Source organism: Thermomonas paludicola (assembly GCF_024498955.1).
Taxonomy (GTDB): Bacteria; Pseudomonadota; Gammaproteobacteria; order Xanthomonadales; family Xanthomonadaceae; genus Thermomonas; species Thermomonas paludicola.
Map to the genome: position 1 here is coordinate 59,524 of NZ_CP093311.1, position 16,448 is coordinate 75,971.

Genomic DNA, 16,448 nt, shown 5'->3' on the forward strand with positions numbered 1-16,448 from the left:
GCTGGTGCGGCACCCTAACGACAGGTGCCGCAGTTACACAATTTCACCGCCGCCCGTCAGCGCCGTGGCCATGCCGCCAGCAGCGCCCACAGCCCACCCAGCCCGGCGACCCACGCCGACACCGGCAGCGTCAGCAGCTTCGGCCCACCCGCATCCAGCGCAAACAGCACCGCGGCCACCAACAGCAGGCCCACGCCCAGGATGGACGCCACGATCCGGCGCTGCATCGCACCCAGGGTCTGCGCGATGTCGCGGACATCGGCCGAATACATGCCGATCCGATGGCTGCCATCCACCTGCTGCTGCAGCCAGGCGTGCAGCAGGCGCGGCATTTCCGGCGCGCGGGTCATCAGCTCCGGCAGCCGCTTGCGCAGTTCGCCGGCCAACCGTTTCGGGCTGTAGCGCTCGGCCAGGATGTCTTCCAGCACCGGCTTGGCCACCGCCCAGATGTCGATCTGCGGATCCAGCTGGCGGCCCACGCCCTCGATGTTGAGCAGGGTCTTCTGCAGCAGGATCAGCTGCGGCTGCAGGGTGAGTTCGTAGCGCTGCGCGGTGCGGAACAATTTCACCAGCACCTCGGCCAGCGAGATTTCGCTGAGCGGGCGGGTGAAGTACGGCTCGCAGACCGCGCGCGCCGCCGCTTCCAGTTCGTCGATGCGGATGTGCGACGGCATCCAGCCGGCCTGCACGTGCAGCTCGGCGATGCGCCGGTAGTCGCGGTTGAAGATCGCCATGAAATTCTCGGCGAGCCAGTACTGGTCGTCGCTGGAAAGCTGGCCCATGATGCCGAAATCCAGCGCGATGAAACACGGGTCGTGCTTGCGCCCGGCATCCACCCAGATGTTGCCGGCATGGGCGTCGGCGTGGAAGAAGTTGTCGCGGAACACCTGCTGGTAGAACACGCGCACGCCCTTCGCCGCCAGCGCCTTGCGGTCGATGCCGGCGGCGTCCAGTGCGGCGATGTCGTCGGACGGGATGCCGCGCACGCGCTCCATGGTCATCGCGCGCTCGGCGGTGTGGCTCCAGATCACCTCCGGCACGTACAGGTCGGGCGAGCCCAGCCAGTTGCGCCGCAGCAGGCTGGCGTTGCCGGCCTCGCGCTGCAGGTCGAGTTCGGCGGCCAGCGTGTTTTCGATTTCGGCCACGATCTCGCGCGGGCGGATCTTGTCGGCATTCGAATGGGTGCGCTGGACGATGCCGGCCACGCTGTTGAGCAGCGCCATGTCGCCGGCGATCTGTTCGCGGATGGCCGGGCGCAGCACCTTCACCACCACCTCGCGACCATCATGCAAGGTGGCCGCATGCACCTGCGCGATCGATGCCGATGCCAGCGGCGCGACGTCGAAACTGGCGTAAGCCTCTTCGATGCCTCGGCCCAGCTCCGCTTCCACCAGACTGCGCGCCAGCAGGCCGTCGAACGGCGCCACCTGATCCTGCAGCTGGGTCAATTCTTCGGCGATGTCAGGCGGCACCAGATCGCGCCGGGTGGACAGGATCTGTCCGAACTTGACGAAGATCGGGCCCAGTTCCTGCAGCGCCAGGCGCAAACGCGCGCCGCGCGACAGCGTGCCCACCTCGCGCGATGCACGCGGCACGAACGGCCGCATCAGGCGCAGCCAGCGCTCGGCCGGCGTATCGTCCAGCAGGTCGTCCAGCCGGTAGCGCAGCAACACGCGGCCAATCCGCAGCGCACGCAGCGCCGACTTCATGCGGTCATTCCCCGCTCGCGGCGCAACCGCGCGATCCTGGCGGCGATGCGTTCGACGTCGTCGCGCAGCGCGTCCACGTCGTCATGAAACGCTGCCAACTCGGCGCGAGGCACCACGTCACGGCTTTCCTCGGTGACGTAGTCGGCTGCGGTTTCCGCCAGATTCCTGCCGGCAACCTGCGCGTGCTTCAGCGCCGCAGCCGCCGCCTTGGCGATCTGCACGCCAAGCACTTCACCGAATACCTTCACGAACGGCAGCTGCCAGTCGGGATCAAACGTCTGCGCCAACTTTTGCAGCCGTCGCGCCAGGTCGACATCGCCCTCGATGCGCAGCTTGCCTACCGGCGGCGCATTATTGCTGCGGAAAATCGGCAGCTGGCCTATCAGTCCACCCAGCGTGGCACGCACGCCCAGATCAGGCTCCCGCTCGGCGTCCACCGCCTCCACCCGCAAGACCGTCCCGTCCACCCGCACCTGCAGGGCCAGGGGCGGCGAGGTCAGGGTCAGCACGATGTGCTGCCCATCCAGTGCCTGCAGTCCGTGCCGGGTGTCTTCATCCAGCGCCAACGCATGATTGAGCGCGGTTTCCAGCGCGCGGCCGGCGGGTTGTTTCCAGTTGAAGGGCAGCTCGGTCATGGCGTCATTGTAGGTGGCGGCCGTGATGCCCGCAGCCGGATGGGCGAGGAATCACTCCCTCCCCTGCAAAGGCAGGGGAGGGTTGGGGAGGGGTGCTCTGCCGCTTACTGCCACAAGTGCCCTACCCCCTCCCAGCCTCCCCCTGCACGCAGATGGGAGTGGAAGCATTACTGCCCCAGTGACGCCTGCAGCCGCGCCAGCCCTTCGGCCATGGTCACCGTTGGCACGTAGCCGAAATCGCGCGTGGCCGGCGCCATCGAATACCAGTGCGCGGTGCTGAGCTGTTCGGCCAGGAAGCGGGTCATCGGCGGGTCGCCGCGCAGCGGCAGCGCAGTCCACAGCGCTTCACAGACCGCACCGATGGCATAGGCGGCGCGGAATGGCAGGGTCTTGTGCACTTCCGGCGCATCCGCCGCACGCAGCAGCCCGTTCAGCACCTCGCGCAGTGGCCACGGTTCGCCATTGCTGATGAAGTAGGCGCGGCCGGCGCAGGCGGCGCCGGCATGCAGGTGCGCCAGCGCATCCACGTGCGCCTGCGCGGCGTTGTCGATGTAGGTGGTATCAACCCGGTTGTCGCCGCTGCCGACCAGCCGCAGGCGGCCGCTGCGGGCGCGTTCCACCAGCTTGGGCAGGATCTGGGTGTCGCCCGGCCCCCAGATCAGCCGCGGGCGCAGCGCCACCGTGGCCAGCACCGCATCGTTGGCGGCCAGCACTTCGCGCTCGGCGATGATCTTGGTGGCGGCGTAGTGCGCCTTGACGCCTTCGCCGTAGGGCACTTCGTCTGCGGACGCGCCTTCCACCGGATGGGTCGCGCGATGCACGACGCTGGGCGTGGAGGTGTGCACCAGTTTCCCGATGCCGTGCGCGCGGCAGGCCGCGATCACGTTGCGGGTGCCGGTCACGTTGGCATCGAAGTAGCTCTGGTAGCTGCCCCAGGTGCCGGCTTTCGCGGCGTTGTGCAGCACCGCCTCGAAGCCTTCCGCGAACGCCGCCAGCACCGCGTCGCGGTCGGCCAGGTCGCCTTGCAACTGGCGCACGCCCAGCGCGTCCAGCGCGGCGTGCCGGCTGCGGCTGAAGCTGATGACGTCGTGCCCGCGTTCGCGCAGGCCACGGCACAGCGCCTGCCCGAGAAAGCCGCCACCGCCGGTGACCAGGAGTTTCATGCCTTGTCCTTCATGGGTTGCGCCGCCGCCCACGCGGCCAGGTTCTCGCGGCCGATCTTGGCGTTGTGGCGGATGTCCACCGGGAAGGGCTTGGGGTGATGCAGGAAACGTTCGATCTTCGCGGTGTGCACGAAGCCCTGCGCGAGGTGGCGCAGCTCGTCGGCGACTTCCACCACGTTGGCGTTCGCGCCCGGCGTCAGTTCGAACACCAGCACCGGCGTTTGCGCGTCCTTGGGGCCGACGCCGACCAGCGCGCTGCGCAACACCTGCGGGTGTGCATTGAACACCGGCTCGACCTGTTCGGTGCACAGCGTGGTCTGCGCATCGACGACCACCCGCTGCGACTTGCGCCCGCAGAACCACAACCGGCCCTCGCCGTCGAACCAGCCAAGGTCGCCCATGCGGTGGACGATACGCACGCTGCCGTCGGGCAGCGTCTCGCGGATCTTCGCCAGCGCGGTCTGCGCCGCACGGTTGAAATAGGCATCAGTGACGCTGGGACCGGCCACCGTGATTTCGCCCACCTGCCCCGGCGCGACCAGCCGCGCATCATCCCACTCGGCAATCGCCGCATCGCTGATGCCGATGATGCGCACCTCGTTGGGTGGCACCGGCCGCCCCACGCAGGTGCCCGCACCGGCTTCGGTGCGCGTGCGCAGAGTCAGCAACTCGCGGCCTTCAATCACCGCCACCGGCAGGCATTCGGTGGCGCCGTAGGGCGTCCACAGCTGCGCGTTCGGCGGCAGCAGCTCCAGCATGCGCTGCACCACGTCCGCCGGCACCGGCGCGCCGGCGCTGGTCACCCGCGTTACCGTGGGCAAGGCCTCGCCATGCGTGGCCAGCACCCGCATCAATGCGGGCGAACCGAACAACTGGCTGACGCCGAAACGCGCGATGGCGGCGTGCAATTTGCGTGGATTGGCGCGCGCCGGACGCGTGGGATCCATGTCGGGGATGATGCTGGTCAGGCCCAGCGCCGGATCGAACAGCGCGAACGGCGGGAAAGTGGGGAGGTCGATGCCGCCCGCCGCAATCCCGAACGCCTCGCGCAGCATGGTGGTTTGCGCCACGAAATGGCGATGCCGATACAGCACGCCCTTGGGCACGCCGGTGCTGCCGCTGGTGAACAGGATCGCGGCCACGTCCTCGCCGTCGGTCGATGCCAGCTGCGGCCCGGCGCCGGCGCCGTCGGCCTCGATCCGCGCCAGGGTGGCATCCGCCAGCAGCGGCCAGCGCCCGGTGGTCACGCGCAGCCTGGCCGAACGCGCCCAGCCCAGCAGCGCCTTCGCCAGCATCGCCAGCGGAATGCCGACGAACGCCTCCGGCCGCGCCTCGTCCAGGCACTGCTTCAGCGCACGCCGGTCGATGCCGGGATCGACCAGCACCGGCACCGCGCCGGCCTTGAACAGCGCGAACATCAGCAGGAAGAACTCGGGCGTGGGCCGCACCATCACCACCGTGCGGGTGCCGCGCGTGACGCCGCGCTTGCCCAGCCCGGCGGCGATGGCGTCGCTGCGGGCGTCCAGCTGCGCATAGGTCAGCGCCACCGCGTAGCGCCCGCCACGGCCGGGGCAGCGCATCGCCACCTGGTCGGGGCGTTCGCGCGCCAGCCGCGGCAGCGCAGCGGCGATGTTGCAGGGATCGGTCATGCCGCATTATCGCCCGCGCCCGGCCGTGATTTCCTTGCGCGGCCGCCCGGCGGCACGGCGCGCCCATGTCCGCGCCCGCGCCAAGCACGCCCTCCCACGCAGATTTGACGCCGGTCAACATCCGCGGCTGCAAACGGCCCACGCTCAAGCTTCATTCCTCTCACAGGCCATCCATATGAACCGCAGACTCGAAGGCAAGGTTGCATTGGTCACCGGTGGTGCGCGCGGCATCGGCGCGGCCATCGTCCGCAGGCTGCATGCCGAGGGTGCGGCGGTGGCGATCACCGACGTCCTGGCCGAACCGGGCCGTGCGCTGGCCGCCGAACTGGGCGAGCGCGCCGCGTTTTTCGCCCACGACACCACCGATGAAGCCGCCTGGGTCGCGACCATCGCCGCCGTGACCGGCGCCTTTGGCGGGCTTCAGATCGTGGTCAACAATGCCGGCGTGTTCAAGCCGGGCGCGATTGCCGATACCTCGGTGGCGGACGTGGAGTGGCAATTCCGGGTCAACCAGCTGGGCGTGTTCCTCGGCATGAAGCACGCGCAGCTGCCGTTGCGGGCCGCAGGCGGCGGCTGCATCGTCAACATCAGCTCGATCGCCGGCCAGCTGGGGTTCCCGGGCGCTGCGGCGTACGTCGGCACCAAATGGGCGGTGCGCGGGATGACCAAGACCGCCGCGCTGGAGCTGGCGCCCGTGCAGATCCGGGTCAACTCCGTGCATCCGGGCTTCATCGATACGCCGATGCTGGACAACAATCCGCCGGAAGCCAATCAGGCCGGCATCGAGGCCACCCCGCTCAAGCGGATCGGCAAGCCCGAGGAAATCGCCGCCGCGGTGGCCTTCCTGGTCGGCCCGGACGCCGGCTTCGTGACCGGTGCCGAGCTGACCGTGGACGGTGGCTGGATTCTCTGACCTCGCAACGTGTGGTGCCATTGTTCCGTCGATGCCCCCGCGGCGGAGCAGGCACTAAAGCGGATTGCGATCCAGGAACGCCCGGATCAGCGGCACCAGCACCTCGTGCTTGTCTTCCAGCGTGTAATGGCCCGCGTCGGAAAACGCATGCACCTCGGCGTCCGGCAGTGCGGCCTGGAAGCCGGCCAGGAAATGCTTGTCGAACACGAAATCGCGCAGGCCCCAGCCGATGAACGCCGGCCGGTCGGCATAGCCCGGCAGGGCTTTCGCGCTGGCCTGCACCAGCGGCATGGCGCGGTCGCCGTCGTGCAGCGGGATGTCCTGCATGAAGCGCAGGGTGGAAATCGCCTGGTCCCAGCCGTCGTACACGCCGGCATAGGCCGCGCGCACGTCCTTTGGCAGCGAACGTTTGGTGCCCATCCACGCAGCGCCGCGCGCGAACAGGTTGAAGCGGCGGATCAGCCAGCCGCCCAGTCGCGAATCGCGCCCCATCGCCAGCCGCATCGGGAAGCGCTTGCTGCCCGGCAACGGGAACGCTGCGGTATTGGTGATGATCAAGCGCTTGACCCGCGCCGGATCACGCAGCGCCCAGCCGAAGCCGATCATCCCGCCCCAGTCGTGTACCGCCAGCGTCACCGGCCCGGTGATCCCAAGATGCGCCAGCAGCGCGTCCACATCGTCGATGCGGGACTGCAGGGTGTAGTCGTAGCGTGGCGCCGCCGACACGCCATCGTCCGGGCGGTCGCTCAGGCCCATGCCCACGTGATCGGGCACGATGCAGCGGTATGCCTTGCCCTGGGCGGGATCGCGCAGGGCAAGCACCAAATGCCGCCAGTAGAAACTCCAGGACGGATTGCCGTGCAGCATGACGATGACTTCGCCATCGCGCGGGCCTTCGTCCAGGAAGGACATGCCGATGCCGGGGCGCACCTCGAAACGCTGCGGGGTGAACGGATAATCAGGGAATCGGGTCATCGTCATGATCTGGGGCGGCACCCGCCCCGTTGGGTCTGCCGCTGCGCGACGCGGCGCTCAGTATGTTGGACATCGTCGGCGGCGTGAACCTCGATGGCTCAACGCACGATCAGGTCGATCAACCACTTCGCCTTCGAATAGGGCGGCTTGAGCAGGTCGCCGCCGGTGTGGCTGGCCTGCCACAGCACCGGCAGTTGCTTGCTCATGCCGTCGAACCCGGCGCGCGCGTGATAGGCGCCCATGCCGCTGGGGCCGACGCCGCCGAACGGCAGGTTGCCGATGGCGAAATGGAACAGGGTGTCGTTGACCGAGACGCCGCCCGACAAGGTGTTGTGGAGGATGTTCTCCACCGTGGCCCGGTCGCGGCTGAAGGGGTACAGCGCCAATGGGCGGTCGTGCTGGTTGATGTAGGCGATGGCGTCATCCAGCGTGCGATACGACTTGATGGGCAACAGGGGGCCGAAAATTTCCTCCTGCATCACCTTGGCATCGTCGCCCGGCTCCAGCAGCAGGGTGGGCGGCAACAGGCGCTGCTGCGGATCGGCGGCACCGGCCAGGGTGACGGTCTCGATGCCGCGCATCCGCGCATCCTCCAGATAGCCTTGCAGGCGCGCGTACTGGCCCTCATTGATGATGCGGGTGTAATCGTCCAGATTGGCGAAGTCATCGCCATACCGCGCCAGCACTTCCCTGCGCAGCGCCTGGATGAACGCATCACGCTTGCCGGCGGGCACCAGCACGTAGTCGGGCGCGATGCAGGTCTGGCCGCAGTTGAACCACTTGCCGGTCGCAATGCGCGCGGCGGCTTTCTCGACCGGATAGTCGTCGCAGACCAGCGCCGGCGACTTGCCGCCCAGTTCCAGCGTCAGCGGCGTCAGATTGGGCGCAGCGGCGGCCATCACCTTGCGGCCCACTGCGGTGGACCCGGTGAAAATCAGGTGATCGAATGGCAGCGCGGCAAATGCAGCGCCGACCTCGGCGCCGCCGATGGCCACGGCAACCCGGTCGTCGGGGAACACCTCGGCCAGCAGGTCGCGCAGGAAGGCGCTGGTGCGCGGCGTGTGCTCCGATGGCTTCAGGTACACGTGGTTGCCGGCGGCGATGGCGGTGGCCAGCGGAATCAACGCCAGGTTCACCGGGTAGTTCCATGGCGCGATCACGCCCACCACGCCCAGCGGCAGCGGGCGCACCTGCGCGCGCGCCGGCAGGAAGCGCCAACCCACGCCCACCCGGCGCGGTTTCATCCAGCCGCGCAGGTGCTTGCGCAGGTGGTCGATGTCGTTGAGCACGGTCATGCCGTCGGCGATCCGGCTTTCATCGCGGGAGCGCCCGCCGAAATCGGCGGCGATGGCATCGGCCATCTCCTCCATGCGCGCCTTCAGCGCCTGCCGCAGGCGCAGCAGGTCCTGCATGCGCTGCGCGTAATCGGGCTTGCGCGCCTGCCAGGCATCACGAAGACGCTGCGAGGTGGGCACAAGCGCGGTGATCGGGGTGTCAGCGGTGCTATCCATACGCCACAGTGTAGTTTGCCCGCGGTTAGAATTCAGCCATGAACGTTCGCCCTTTTCGCAACCAGCACCCCACCCTCGGAAACCGCGCCTTCATCGACCCCATGGCGACCGTCATCGGCGACGTGGCGCTGGGCGAGGATGTCTCCGTGTGGCCGTTCACCGTGATTCGGGGCGACGTCAACTTCATCCGCATCGGCGACCGCACCAACGTCCAGGATGGCACCGTCGTCCACGTCAGCCACGATGGCCCGCACGCCAAACTGGGCGGCTTCGCCACTCGCATCGGCAGCGACGTGACCATCGGCCACAAGGCGATCATCCACGCCTGCACGATCGAAGACGCGGTCCTCATTGGCATGGGCGCCATCGTGCTGGACGGCGCCATCGTGCGGAAGCACGGTTTCGTCGGCGCCGGCGCGTTGATCGCGCCCGGCAAGGTGGTGGGCGAAGGCGAGCTGTGGCTGGGCAATCCGGCAAAGAAGGTACGGATGCTCAGCGAGGCCGAAATCGAGGCGCTGTACTACAGCGCCGGCCACTACGTGCGCTTGAAGGATGCGTATCTGGCGGGCGGCGTGGCGTGACGCCATCCGGGATTCCCCGCTGCAAGATCCCTCGGTAAAGTGCCGGCTTGGGGATGAATTCATGCAATGGGGAATGGGGAACCATGGATCCGCACAACACCGCTGACGCACAGGCGCCATCCAACCTTTATGCGGCGCCTGAGGCGCGCATTGCCGAAACATTCGCAGGTCACGATGGCCTCTCCAGGGCAGGCCGCATGGCGCGCCTGCTGGCGGTACTGGTCGACTCGATGATCATCGTGATCCCTGTGCTGATCGCGATTGCCATACCCGCCTATCAAGGCTACGTGCAGCGCGCGTCCGGGCAAGTAGCGGCAGCGAACGGTGCGGTGGCGGGTGGATTTCTGATCGGACTGGGTTTGTTGGGGATCGCGTATGCGATCTACCAACTCTACTGGTTGTGGAAAAACGGCCAGACCTTGGGCAAGAAGCTGATGAGCATCAAGATCGTGCGCCAGGACGGCAGCCGCGCCGGACTGCGGCGGATTTTCCTCATGCGCATGCTCCTGCCAGGCCTGATTGGCGCGATCCCGCTCGTCGGTGGCCTGTTCGCCCTGATCGACCCACTCTTCATCTTCGGGGAAGAAAAGCGCTGCGTGCACGACATGATCGCAGACACCATCGTCATCAACGCCTGATGCTGGATACCGTCCGCGAAGTCCTCACTCCGGAAGGCGTTGCCCTGCGGCTTCCCGCCGCCGGGCCAGTGCCGCGCGCGCTGGCTTGGGCAATCGATTTCGGCATTCGGCTCAGCCTGTTGACGGCATGCACGATGCTGCTCGGCGCGCTTGGCAAGACCGGGATGGGGGTTTACCTGATCGCGTTGTTCGCGGTGGTCTGGCTGTATCCGATCGTCTGCGAAGGCATGTTCGACGGGCAGACGCCCGGCAAGCGCGCACTGAACCTGCGGGTGATCGCCAGCGACGGCGCGCCTGTTGGCTGGCTGGCATCGTGCGTGCGCAACCTGATGCGGACGGTGGACATGCTGCCTTTCGGCTACGCAAGCGGGCTGGTCTCCGGGCTGGCCGATCCCTGGGGCCGCCGGCTGGGCGATCTGGTCGCCGGCACCATGGTCGTGCATGTCCCGCGCGTGCGAGACGCTGCCATCATCACCAGTGAGGCCGCGCAACCACCGGCGCAGCCGCTGCTGCCGACAGAGCAGGCCGCAGTGGTGGCGTTCGCCGAGCGGGCCGCACAGCTGACGCCGGAGCGCCAGATCGAACTGGCCAACCTGGCCGACATGGCCACCGGAACCCACGGGGCCGAGGGCGTGCAGCGCCTGTTCGCGGTCGCCGGCTGGCTGCTGGGAAAACGCTGAGCACGGGCATGCGGCAGGAACTGTTCATCACCCGGCACCGGCAGGAATGGGCCGACTTCACGCAGTGGCTGGATGCACGCGCGGCCAAGCCGCGTCGCGCCCGCGCTGATCGCAACTGGCGTGGCCTGCCGGACGAAGACGTCCCGGTGGCATACCGGCGCTTGTGCCAACAGCTTGCACTGGCGCGCCGGCGCGGCTACAGCCCGCAACTGGTGGCGCAACTGCAGGCGCTGATGCAGCGCGGCCACAACGCCATGTATCGGCCCCCGCTGCCGCACTGGCGGCGCGCCTTCGAATTTTTCCTGGCCGACTTTCCCTGCCTGGTGCGTGCCGAAGCCGGGGTGATGCGGGCATCCCTGCTGCTGTTCCTGCTGCCGCTGCTGGCCAGCTTCGTGGCGGTGCAAGTCAAGCCGGAACTGATCCATGCGCTGATGAGCCCGCAGCAGATCGCGCAGATGGAATCGATGTATGCGGTCGCGGCGAACAAGCTTGGGCGTGAGTCCGGCACCGACTGGATGATGTTTGGCTACTACATCTTCAACAACATCAGCATTGGCCTGCGCACCTATGCCAGTGGACTGCTGGCGGGTATCGGGCCGGTGCTGGCGGTGGCATTCAACGGCGTGATGATCGGCATGGTGGCCTCGCACCTGCAGAACGCCGGGCTGGGCGATCCGTTCTGGCGCTTTGTCGCGGCACACTCCGCATTCGAGCTGAGCGCCATCGTCATCGCCGGTGGCGCGGGACTGCGGCTGAGCCTGGCATTGCTGGTTCCCGGTCGCCGCCGGCGCGTCGATGCGCTCGTCGAAGACGGCAGGCGCGGCGCGCGACTCTGCCTCGGCGTGTTCGCGATGCTGCTGATGGCGGCATTCATCGAAGCGTTCTGGTCCTCCATCGGCTGGCTTCCCGCCTCCGTGAAATTCGGCGTGGCCGGCGCGCTCTGGCTGCTGGTGGCACTGTGGTTGTGGCGCGGCGGAAAGGATCGCAATGCGCGCTGATCAGTTGCGCGTGGAGTTGCATCCGCGCTCGCCGTGGGAGGCCATGGAATTGGGCGGCGCGCTGGTGCGCCGGCACGCGCGCGCGATCTGGCTGCCGTGGCTGGCGGTGACGTTGCCGGTGTTCGCGGCGATCAACGCGCTGGCCGTTGCATTCGGGCTGGCCAGCCTGGCCCCGCTGGCAATGTGGTGGTTGAAGCCGGCATTCGACCGCATCCCGCTGTTCGTGCTGTCGCGCGCCGTGTTTGGCGACGCTCCGCGCGTGCGCGAAACCGTGGTCGCGCAATGGCGCTGGGGCTGGCGATGGATGCCGGCTTATCTGCTGTGGCGGCGGCTGGGACCGGCACGCGCGCTGTACCTGCCGGTGGATCTTCTGGAAGGCGGAGCGCACCCCGCGCAACGACGGCGGGTGATCGGTGGCTCGGTGCGCGGCAATGCGGTCCTGCTGACCCTGGCCTGCGCCAACTTCGAACTGGTGCTGACGCTGGCAACCTTTGCGCTGGCAATGCTGTTCGTTCCGGTGGAGTTGATGTCTGAATCGACGCGCGCCGCCTGGGCGCTGATCTCGCAGGAGCCGCCGCAATGGGCGCTGGTGGCGATCAATGCCGTGCTGTGGATGGCCAGCAGCGTGATCGAGCCGTTCTATATCGGCGCCGGCTTCGGCATCTATCTCGACCGGCGCACGCAGCTCGAGGCCTGGGACGTGGAGATCGCATTCCGGCGCATGCGCGCACGCGCCATCCAGGCCTTGGGCGCGCTGGCCTGCGTGTGCGTGCTCACGCTGGGCCTGCCGGGGCCGGTACAGGCCGGGCCAGGCCAGCCGCAAACCGCCAATCCCTGCGAAGGCGACCACCCGCCCAGCATGCAGCAGGCCGACCAGCCGCTGCCGGATTGCCTGCCGGACGTGTTCGCAGACGTGATCCACGACCCGCAGCTGGATGCCGCCGTCGAGCGTGCCTGGCAAGACCCGCTGCTGTCGCCCACCCGCAAGGTCACGCGTTGGGTGCCGCGCCAGCCGCGTGATGCGCCAAGGCCGCAGCACCGCCTCGACAATCCGCTGATGAACGCGCTGGCTACGTTGCTGGGACTGGTGGGCGAATATGGCCTGTGGGGACTGGCGGCGCTGCTGGCACTCCTGCTGCTGCGCACCCGCAAACATTGGCTGCCGTGGCTGCGCACCGGCAAGCGCTTGCCGGTGGTCGATGCCTCCCCGGCGCGGGTTCAGCTGCATGCGGATGAGGATGCCTTGCCTGCGCAACTGGCGGACAGCCTGCGGGCGCTGTGGGCGCAAGGGCGCCAGCGCCGCGCGCTGGCTTTGTTGTATCGCGCCAGCGTGGAGGCGATGGTGGCGCGCACCGGCGCCGTGCTGGTGCCCGGCGCCACCGAAGCAGATTGCCTGCGCACGGCACGTGCGCTGCGCGACGAAGAAGACCGCAGCGCTTTCACGCAGATGGTGCGGGCGTGGCAATACGCGGCGTATGCCGGGCGTCTGCCGGCTGCCGAGGAATTCGAAGACCTGCTGCAGCGACTGGGCGCGCGCTTCGGGTGGCCGGCATGAGCCGCAGCCAACATGCGGCGGTCTGGGGCTTGTCCGCGCTGCTGCTGGGCGCGCTGCTCGCGTGGTTCTTCGCCCAATACAAGCGCGTGGAGGAAGTGCAGAAACTGCCGCTCGCCGGCGAAGCTGCCTACAACCCGCTGTACGCGCTGCGGCAGGTATTGCGGGCCGAAGGCCAGCCGGCGCAATCGCGGCAACATTTGCAACTGGACGCGGTGCCATTGGCGCGTCGTGACACCGTGGTGGTCTACGCCGACCCGCGCACGCTGGCGCCCCGTGAACTCGATCGCCTGTTCGCGTTTGCCAACGCAGGCGGGCATTTGATTTTGCGCATGCCGGCCTGGGATGCCCCGGGCAAGGACAAGACCCGCGGCAACGCGACCCTGGCTGCCCGCCTTCCCATGCAGACGACGCTGCTGTGGCCCAGTTGCGTACACCTGCAAGTGCCCGGGCAGTCGCTGCACAAGGAATTCTGCAAAGGCCCGCGTTTCATGTTGCGCGCCGATGCACATCCGCTGGCGGCGTGGCGCAACGGGAACAACGGCTACGTGTACGCCCGTTTCGCCCATGGCGAGGGCACGGTGGATGTGCTTGCCGACATGGCGATGCTGCGCAACGAAGCCCTGCGCGAACGCACCCACGCGCTTTTTGTGCGCCAGGTGCTTGCACCAAACTGGGGCCGCGGCACCGTGCACCTGGTGTATGCGGCCAACATGCCGCCGCTGTGGCGCCTGCTGCTTGAACACGGCTGGATGGCCGCGCTGCCCCTTCTGCTGGGTCTGTCGACGTGGTTGTGGATGCGTGCGCAGCGGTTTGGGCCGCTGCTGCCATCGCCACTGCAGCCGCGACGCTCGCTGCTCGAACATGTCGATGCCAGCGGCGAGCACCTGTTGCGCTACGGCAAGCTTGCCGTCCTGCATCGGTCGATGCGCGCCGCAGTCCTGGCCCGCCTGCGCCGCCGCGATCCGCTTGCCGCTGCACTGGAGGGCAGCGAACAAGCCACGTTGCTGGCGGCTCGGCTTGGCCTGGATGCCGGCAGCGTGCGCTCCATTCTGGACTCGCGCCCACCGACAACCCTGTTCGAATTCCGATTCCGCATTGCCCGCCTGATCGCCCTGGGAAAACGCCTATGAACGTCGATGCCGCAACTCCCCTGACCGCACCCGACGCCAGCGCGCTGGGCGGATGCGCCAACGCCATCCGCGATGAGGTGGCCAAGGCCTTCATTGGCCAGGATGACGTGCTGGAACAGGTCCTGGTGGCGCTCCTGGCCGGCGGCCATGTGCTGCTGGAAGGCGTGCCTGGGCTCGGCAAGACGCTGCTGGTGCGGGCGCTGTCGCAGGCGATCGGCTGCGCGCAGGCGCGCGTGCAGTTCACCCCGGATCTGATGCCCGGCGACATCAGCGGCCATGCCGTGTTCGACCCGAAGCTGGAGCGTTTCGAAGTGCGCAAGGGTCCGGTGTTCACCAACCTTCTGCTCGCCGATGAAATCAATCGCGCACCGGCCAAGACCCAGTCCGCCCTGCTGGAGGCGATGCAGGAGCGGCAGGTGACCATCGAAGGCAAGAGTTTCCCGCTGCCGCCTCCGTTCATGTGCCTGGCCACGCAGAATCCGCTGGAACTGGAAGGCACCTATCCGCTACCCGAGGCGCAACTTGATCGCTTCCTGCTGAAGGTGCTGATCGGCTACCCCGGGCTGGAGGACGAAAAGCGCATGGTGGCTGCGGTCAGCGACGGCCGGGTGGCTGCCGAATTCGACCTGGCCCGGGTGATGCCGGTGGCCAGCGGCGGCGACATTCAGGCGATGCAGCAGGCCACGGCAGCGGTACGCGTGGATCCGGCCGTGCTGGACTACGCCGTACGCATTGCCGCCGCTACCCGCAAATGGCCCGGCATTGCGTTGGGCGCGGGACCGCGCGGCAGTCTTGCCCTGGTGCGCGCAGCGCGGGCGCAGGCGGCGCTGGCCGGGCGCGACTTCGTCACCCCGGACGACCTGCGTTCGATTGCCAAGCCGGCGCTCCGGCATCGCATCGCGCTGGCCCCCGAGTTGCAGATCGAAGGGCAGTCCGCCGATGCGGTGCTGCACGCGCTCCTGGCCAAGGTGGAAGCACCGCGCCAGTGAGGCCTGCGCCCCTGCTACCGGCCTTGTGCATGGGCTGGGCGATGCCAGGCATTGCCGCCAGCTTCGGCCTGCTGCCGGTCTCCGCCTGGTGGGGCTGCGGCAGCGCGTTGCTGCTGCTGGCGCTGATCGATGCCTGGCGCGTGCGCCGCTACGCCTTCCCCGAAGTCACGCGCACGCTGCCGGATGCACTCGCTGTCGGCATGGAGCGCACGGTCACGCTGGTGCTGGACAACGGCCCGCGCACCCTGCGGGTGGATGTGCACGACCTGCATCCCGGCGACTGGATCGCCTCCGGCCTGCCGCGCACGCTATCGCTGGCGCCGGAGTCCGCGACCCGGCTCGATTACCGGCTGCGCCCGACTGCGCGCGGTGATGCCTGCCTGGATGGCGTGCAGTTGCGCCTGTATTCCCCGTGGCGGCTATGGCGACGCACCTGCGTGATCGGCGCCCTGCAACAGGTGCGCGTGTTCCCGAATTTCGCGCCGTTGGCAACGCTGGCGCTGCTGGGGTCGGATCAGGCATCGCGCGCGGTGGGCGCGCATATCCGGCGGCGGCGCGGCGAAGGCACCGATTTCCACCAGATGCGCGATTACCGGGTCGGCGACAGCCTGCGCCAGATCGACTGGAAGGCGACTTCACGCATGCGCCGGCTGATCTCGCGCGAATACCAGGACGAACGCAACCAGCAGCTGCTGGTTGTCATCGATACCGGCCGGCGCATGCTGGCGCGTGACGGCGACTTGACCCACTTCGACCACGTGCTGGACGCCGCGCTCGTGGTGTCGTTCCTTGCGCTGCGCCAAGGTGATGCCGTGGGTCTGCTGGCCAGCGGCGGCGAAGACCGCTGGGTAGCGCCCCAGCGCGGGCCGGGCGCCATCGACGTGCTGCTGCGCGCCAGCTACGACCTGCAGCCGCAACCGGTGGCGACCGACTACCTTGCGCTGGCGACCGAGCTGTCGTTGCGGCAGCCGAGGCGCAGCCTGGTGATGCTGGTGACCAACCTGCGCGATGAAGACATCGACGACCTGTTGATCGCGGTGCGCATGCTGCAGAAACGGCACCACGTGGTGGTGGCCAGCCTGCGCGAAGAGGCGCTTGACGCAGTGCTGGAGGAGGACGTGCGTGACCCGCGCAGTGCCCTGCGCGCGGCCGCTGCCGCGCGCTATCTGGAGCAGCGCGCAACCGCCCATGATGCGCTTCGCGCGCAGCGCGTCGGCGTCCTCGACGTGACCTGCACGCAGCTGCCGGGCGCGCTGGTGGAGCGCTATTTGGCGATCAAGCGAGAGGGCCGGCTGTAGGCGTTCCTGCCGCGCATGGCGGGC

The 16,448-nt window shown here is 68.3% G+C and carries 15 protein-coding genes; 9 read left to right on the forward strand and 6 right to left on the reverse strand.

What is annotated here, in order from left to right; translation table 11 throughout:
* Positions 1-56 precede the first annotated feature (56 nt).
* The 4 genes from ubiB to oleC form a co-directional block, all read right to left on the reverse strand.
* Positions 57-1,709 (reverse strand): ubiquinone biosynthesis regulatory protein kinase UbiB, encoded by a 1,653-nt coding sequence (gene ubiB, locus LIW09_RS00280; protein WP_256646003.1) that lies wholly within the window; start codon positions 1,707-1,709, stop codon positions 57-59.
* Positions 1,706-2,344 carry a ubiquinone biosynthesis accessory factor UbiJ gene (locus LIW09_RS00285; protein WP_256646004.1) on the reverse strand — a complete coding sequence of 213 codons (639 nt, stop codon included), beginning with the start codon at positions 2,342-2,344 and terminating at the stop codon, positions 1,706-1,708. The genes ubiB and LIW09_RS00285 overlap by 4 nt, the downstream gene beginning before the upstream one ends.
* A 167-nt stretch (positions 2,345-2,511) precedes the next feature.
* The gene (gene oleD / locus LIW09_RS00290) at positions 2,512-3,507 is read right to left on the reverse strand and encodes a 2-alkyl-3-oxoalkanoate reductase (protein ID WP_256646005.1); all 996 of its coding nucleotides are present in this window, start codon (positions 3,505-3,507) and stop codon (positions 2,512-2,514) included.
* A complete protein-coding gene (gene oleC / locus LIW09_RS00295) occupies positions 3,504-5,156 on the reverse strand; it encodes an olefin beta-lactone synthetase (protein ID WP_256646006.1) in 1,653 nt (550 codons plus the stop codon). Before oleC ends, oleD begins: the two co-directional genes overlap by 4 nt.
* 175 nt (positions 5,157-5,331) lie before the next feature.
* Here oleC and LIW09_RS00300 point away from each other — a divergent pair, with 175 nt between their 5' ends.
* Positions 5,332-6,069, forward strand: a complete 738-nt coding sequence (locus LIW09_RS00300) for an SDR family NAD(P)-dependent oxidoreductase (RefSeq protein WP_256646007.1) — start codon at positions 5,332-5,334, stop codon at positions 6,067-6,069.
* 54 nt (positions 6,070-6,123) lie between these two features.
* Here the strand turns inward: LIW09_RS00300 and LIW09_RS00305 are convergent, their stop codons facing one another.
* Both LIW09_RS00305 and LIW09_RS00310 read right to left on the reverse strand, forming a co-directional pair.
* A complete protein-coding gene (locus LIW09_RS00305) occupies positions 6,124-7,044 on the reverse strand; it encodes an alpha/beta fold hydrolase (RefSeq protein ID WP_256646008.1) in 921 nt (306 codons plus the stop codon).
* A 98-nt stretch (positions 7,045-7,142) separates the two neighbouring features.
* Complete coding sequence (locus tag LIW09_RS00310; protein ID WP_256646009.1) at positions 7,143-8,555, reverse strand: coniferyl aldehyde dehydrogenase; 1,413 nt, start codon at positions 8,553-8,555, stop codon at positions 7,143-7,145.
* A gap of 38 nt (positions 8,556-8,593) precedes the next feature.
* Between LIW09_RS00310 and LIW09_RS00315 the strand changes: the two genes are divergently transcribed.
* From LIW09_RS00315 to LIW09_RS00350, 8 genes are all read left to right on the forward strand, one after another.
* Positions 8,594-9,136, forward strand: coding sequence for a gamma carbonic anhydrase family protein (locus tag LIW09_RS00315; protein ID WP_256646010.1), 543 nt, complete (start codon positions 8,594-8,596; stop codon positions 9,134-9,136).
* A gap of 83 nt (positions 9,137-9,219) precedes the next feature.
* Positions 9,220-9,774: an RDD family protein gene (locus LIW09_RS00320; protein WP_256646011.1), complete on the forward strand. Its 555-nt coding sequence runs from the start codon at positions 9,220-9,222 to the stop codon at positions 9,772-9,774.
* A complete protein-coding gene (locus LIW09_RS00325) occupies positions 9,774-10,454 on the forward strand; it encodes an RDD family protein (protein ID WP_256646012.1) in 681 nt (226 codons plus the stop codon). Before LIW09_RS00320 ends, LIW09_RS00325 begins: the two co-directional genes overlap by 1 nt.
* Positions 10,455-10,462: 8 nt before the next feature.
* Positions 10,463-11,452, forward strand: coding sequence for a stage II sporulation protein M (locus tag LIW09_RS00330; RefSeq protein WP_256646013.1), 990 nt, complete (start codon positions 10,463-10,465; stop codon positions 11,450-11,452).
* Complete coding sequence (locus LIW09_RS00335; RefSeq protein ID WP_256646014.1) at positions 11,442-13,007, forward strand: DUF4129 domain-containing protein; 1,566 nt, start codon at positions 11,442-11,444, stop codon at positions 13,005-13,007. The genes LIW09_RS00330 and LIW09_RS00335 overlap by 11 nt, the downstream gene beginning before the upstream one ends.
* Positions 13,004-14,137: a DUF4350 domain-containing protein gene (locus LIW09_RS00340; RefSeq protein ID WP_256646015.1), complete on the forward strand. Its 1,134-nt coding sequence runs from the start codon at positions 13,004-13,006 to the stop codon at positions 14,135-14,137. Before LIW09_RS00335 ends, LIW09_RS00340 begins: the two co-directional genes overlap by 4 nt.
* On the forward strand, positions 14,134-15,126 hold the full coding sequence (locus LIW09_RS00345; RefSeq protein WP_256646016.1) for an AAA family ATPase: 993 nt from the start codon (positions 14,134-14,136) through the stop codon (positions 15,124-15,126). The genes LIW09_RS00340 and LIW09_RS00345 overlap by 4 nt, the downstream gene beginning before the upstream one ends.
* A complete protein-coding gene (locus LIW09_RS00350) occupies positions 15,123-16,424 on the forward strand; it encodes a DUF58 domain-containing protein (RefSeq protein WP_256646017.1) in 1,302 nt (433 codons plus the stop codon). The genes LIW09_RS00345 and LIW09_RS00350 overlap by 4 nt, the downstream gene beginning before the upstream one ends.
* Positions 16,425-16,448: the final 24 nt, after the last annotated feature.

Coding starts and splice junctions, on each gene's coding strand:
- LIW09_RS00300 (WP_256646007.1), top strand. CDS start 5,332: ATGAACCGCAGACTCGAAGGCAAGGTTGCATTGGTCACCGGTGGTGCG.
- LIW09_RS00310 (WP_256646009.1), bottom strand. CDS start 8,555: ATGGATAGCACCGCTGACACCCCGATCACCGCGCTTGTGCCCACCTCG.
- LIW09_RS00285 (WP_256646004.1), bottom strand. CDS start 2,344: ATGACCGAGCTGCCCTTCAACTGGAAACAACCCGCCGGCCGCGCGCTG.
- LIW09_RS00345 (WP_256646016.1), top strand. CDS start 14,134: ATGAACGTCGATGCCGCAACTCCCCTGACCGCACCCGACGCCAGCGCG.
- LIW09_RS00305 (WP_256646008.1), bottom strand. CDS start 7,044: ATGACCCGATTCCCTGATTATCCGTTCACCCCGCAGCGTTTCGAGGTG.
- LIW09_RS00330 (WP_256646013.1), top strand. CDS start 10,463: ATGCGGCAGGAACTGTTCATCACCCGGCACCGGCAGGAATGGGCCGAC.
- ubiB (WP_256646003.1), bottom strand. CDS start 1,709: ATGAAGTCGGCGCTGCGTGCGCTGCGGATTGGCCGCGTGTTGCTGCGC.
- LIW09_RS00340 (WP_256646015.1), top strand. CDS start 13,004: ATGAGCCGCAGCCAACATGCGGCGGTCTGGGGCTTGTCCGCGCTGCTG.
- LIW09_RS00335 (WP_256646014.1), top strand. CDS start 11,442: ATGCGCGCTGATCAGTTGCGCGTGGAGTTGCATCCGCGCTCGCCGTGG.
- LIW09_RS00315 (WP_256646010.1), top strand. CDS start 8,594: ATGAACGTTCGCCCTTTTCGCAACCAGCACCCCACCCTCGGAAACCGC.
- oleC (WP_256646006.1), bottom strand. CDS start 5,156: ATGACCGATCCCTGCAACATCGCCGCTGCGCTGCCGCGGCTGGCGCGC.
- LIW09_RS00320 (WP_256646011.1), top strand. CDS start 9,220: ATGGATCCGCACAACACCGCTGACGCACAGGCGCCATCCAACCTTTAT.
- oleD (WP_256646005.1), bottom strand. CDS start 3,507: ATGAAACTCCTGGTCACCGGCGGTGGCGGCTTTCTCGGGCAGGCGCTG.
- LIW09_RS00325 (WP_256646012.1), top strand. CDS start 9,774: ATGCTGGATACCGTCCGCGAAGTCCTCACTCCGGAAGGCGTTGCCCTG.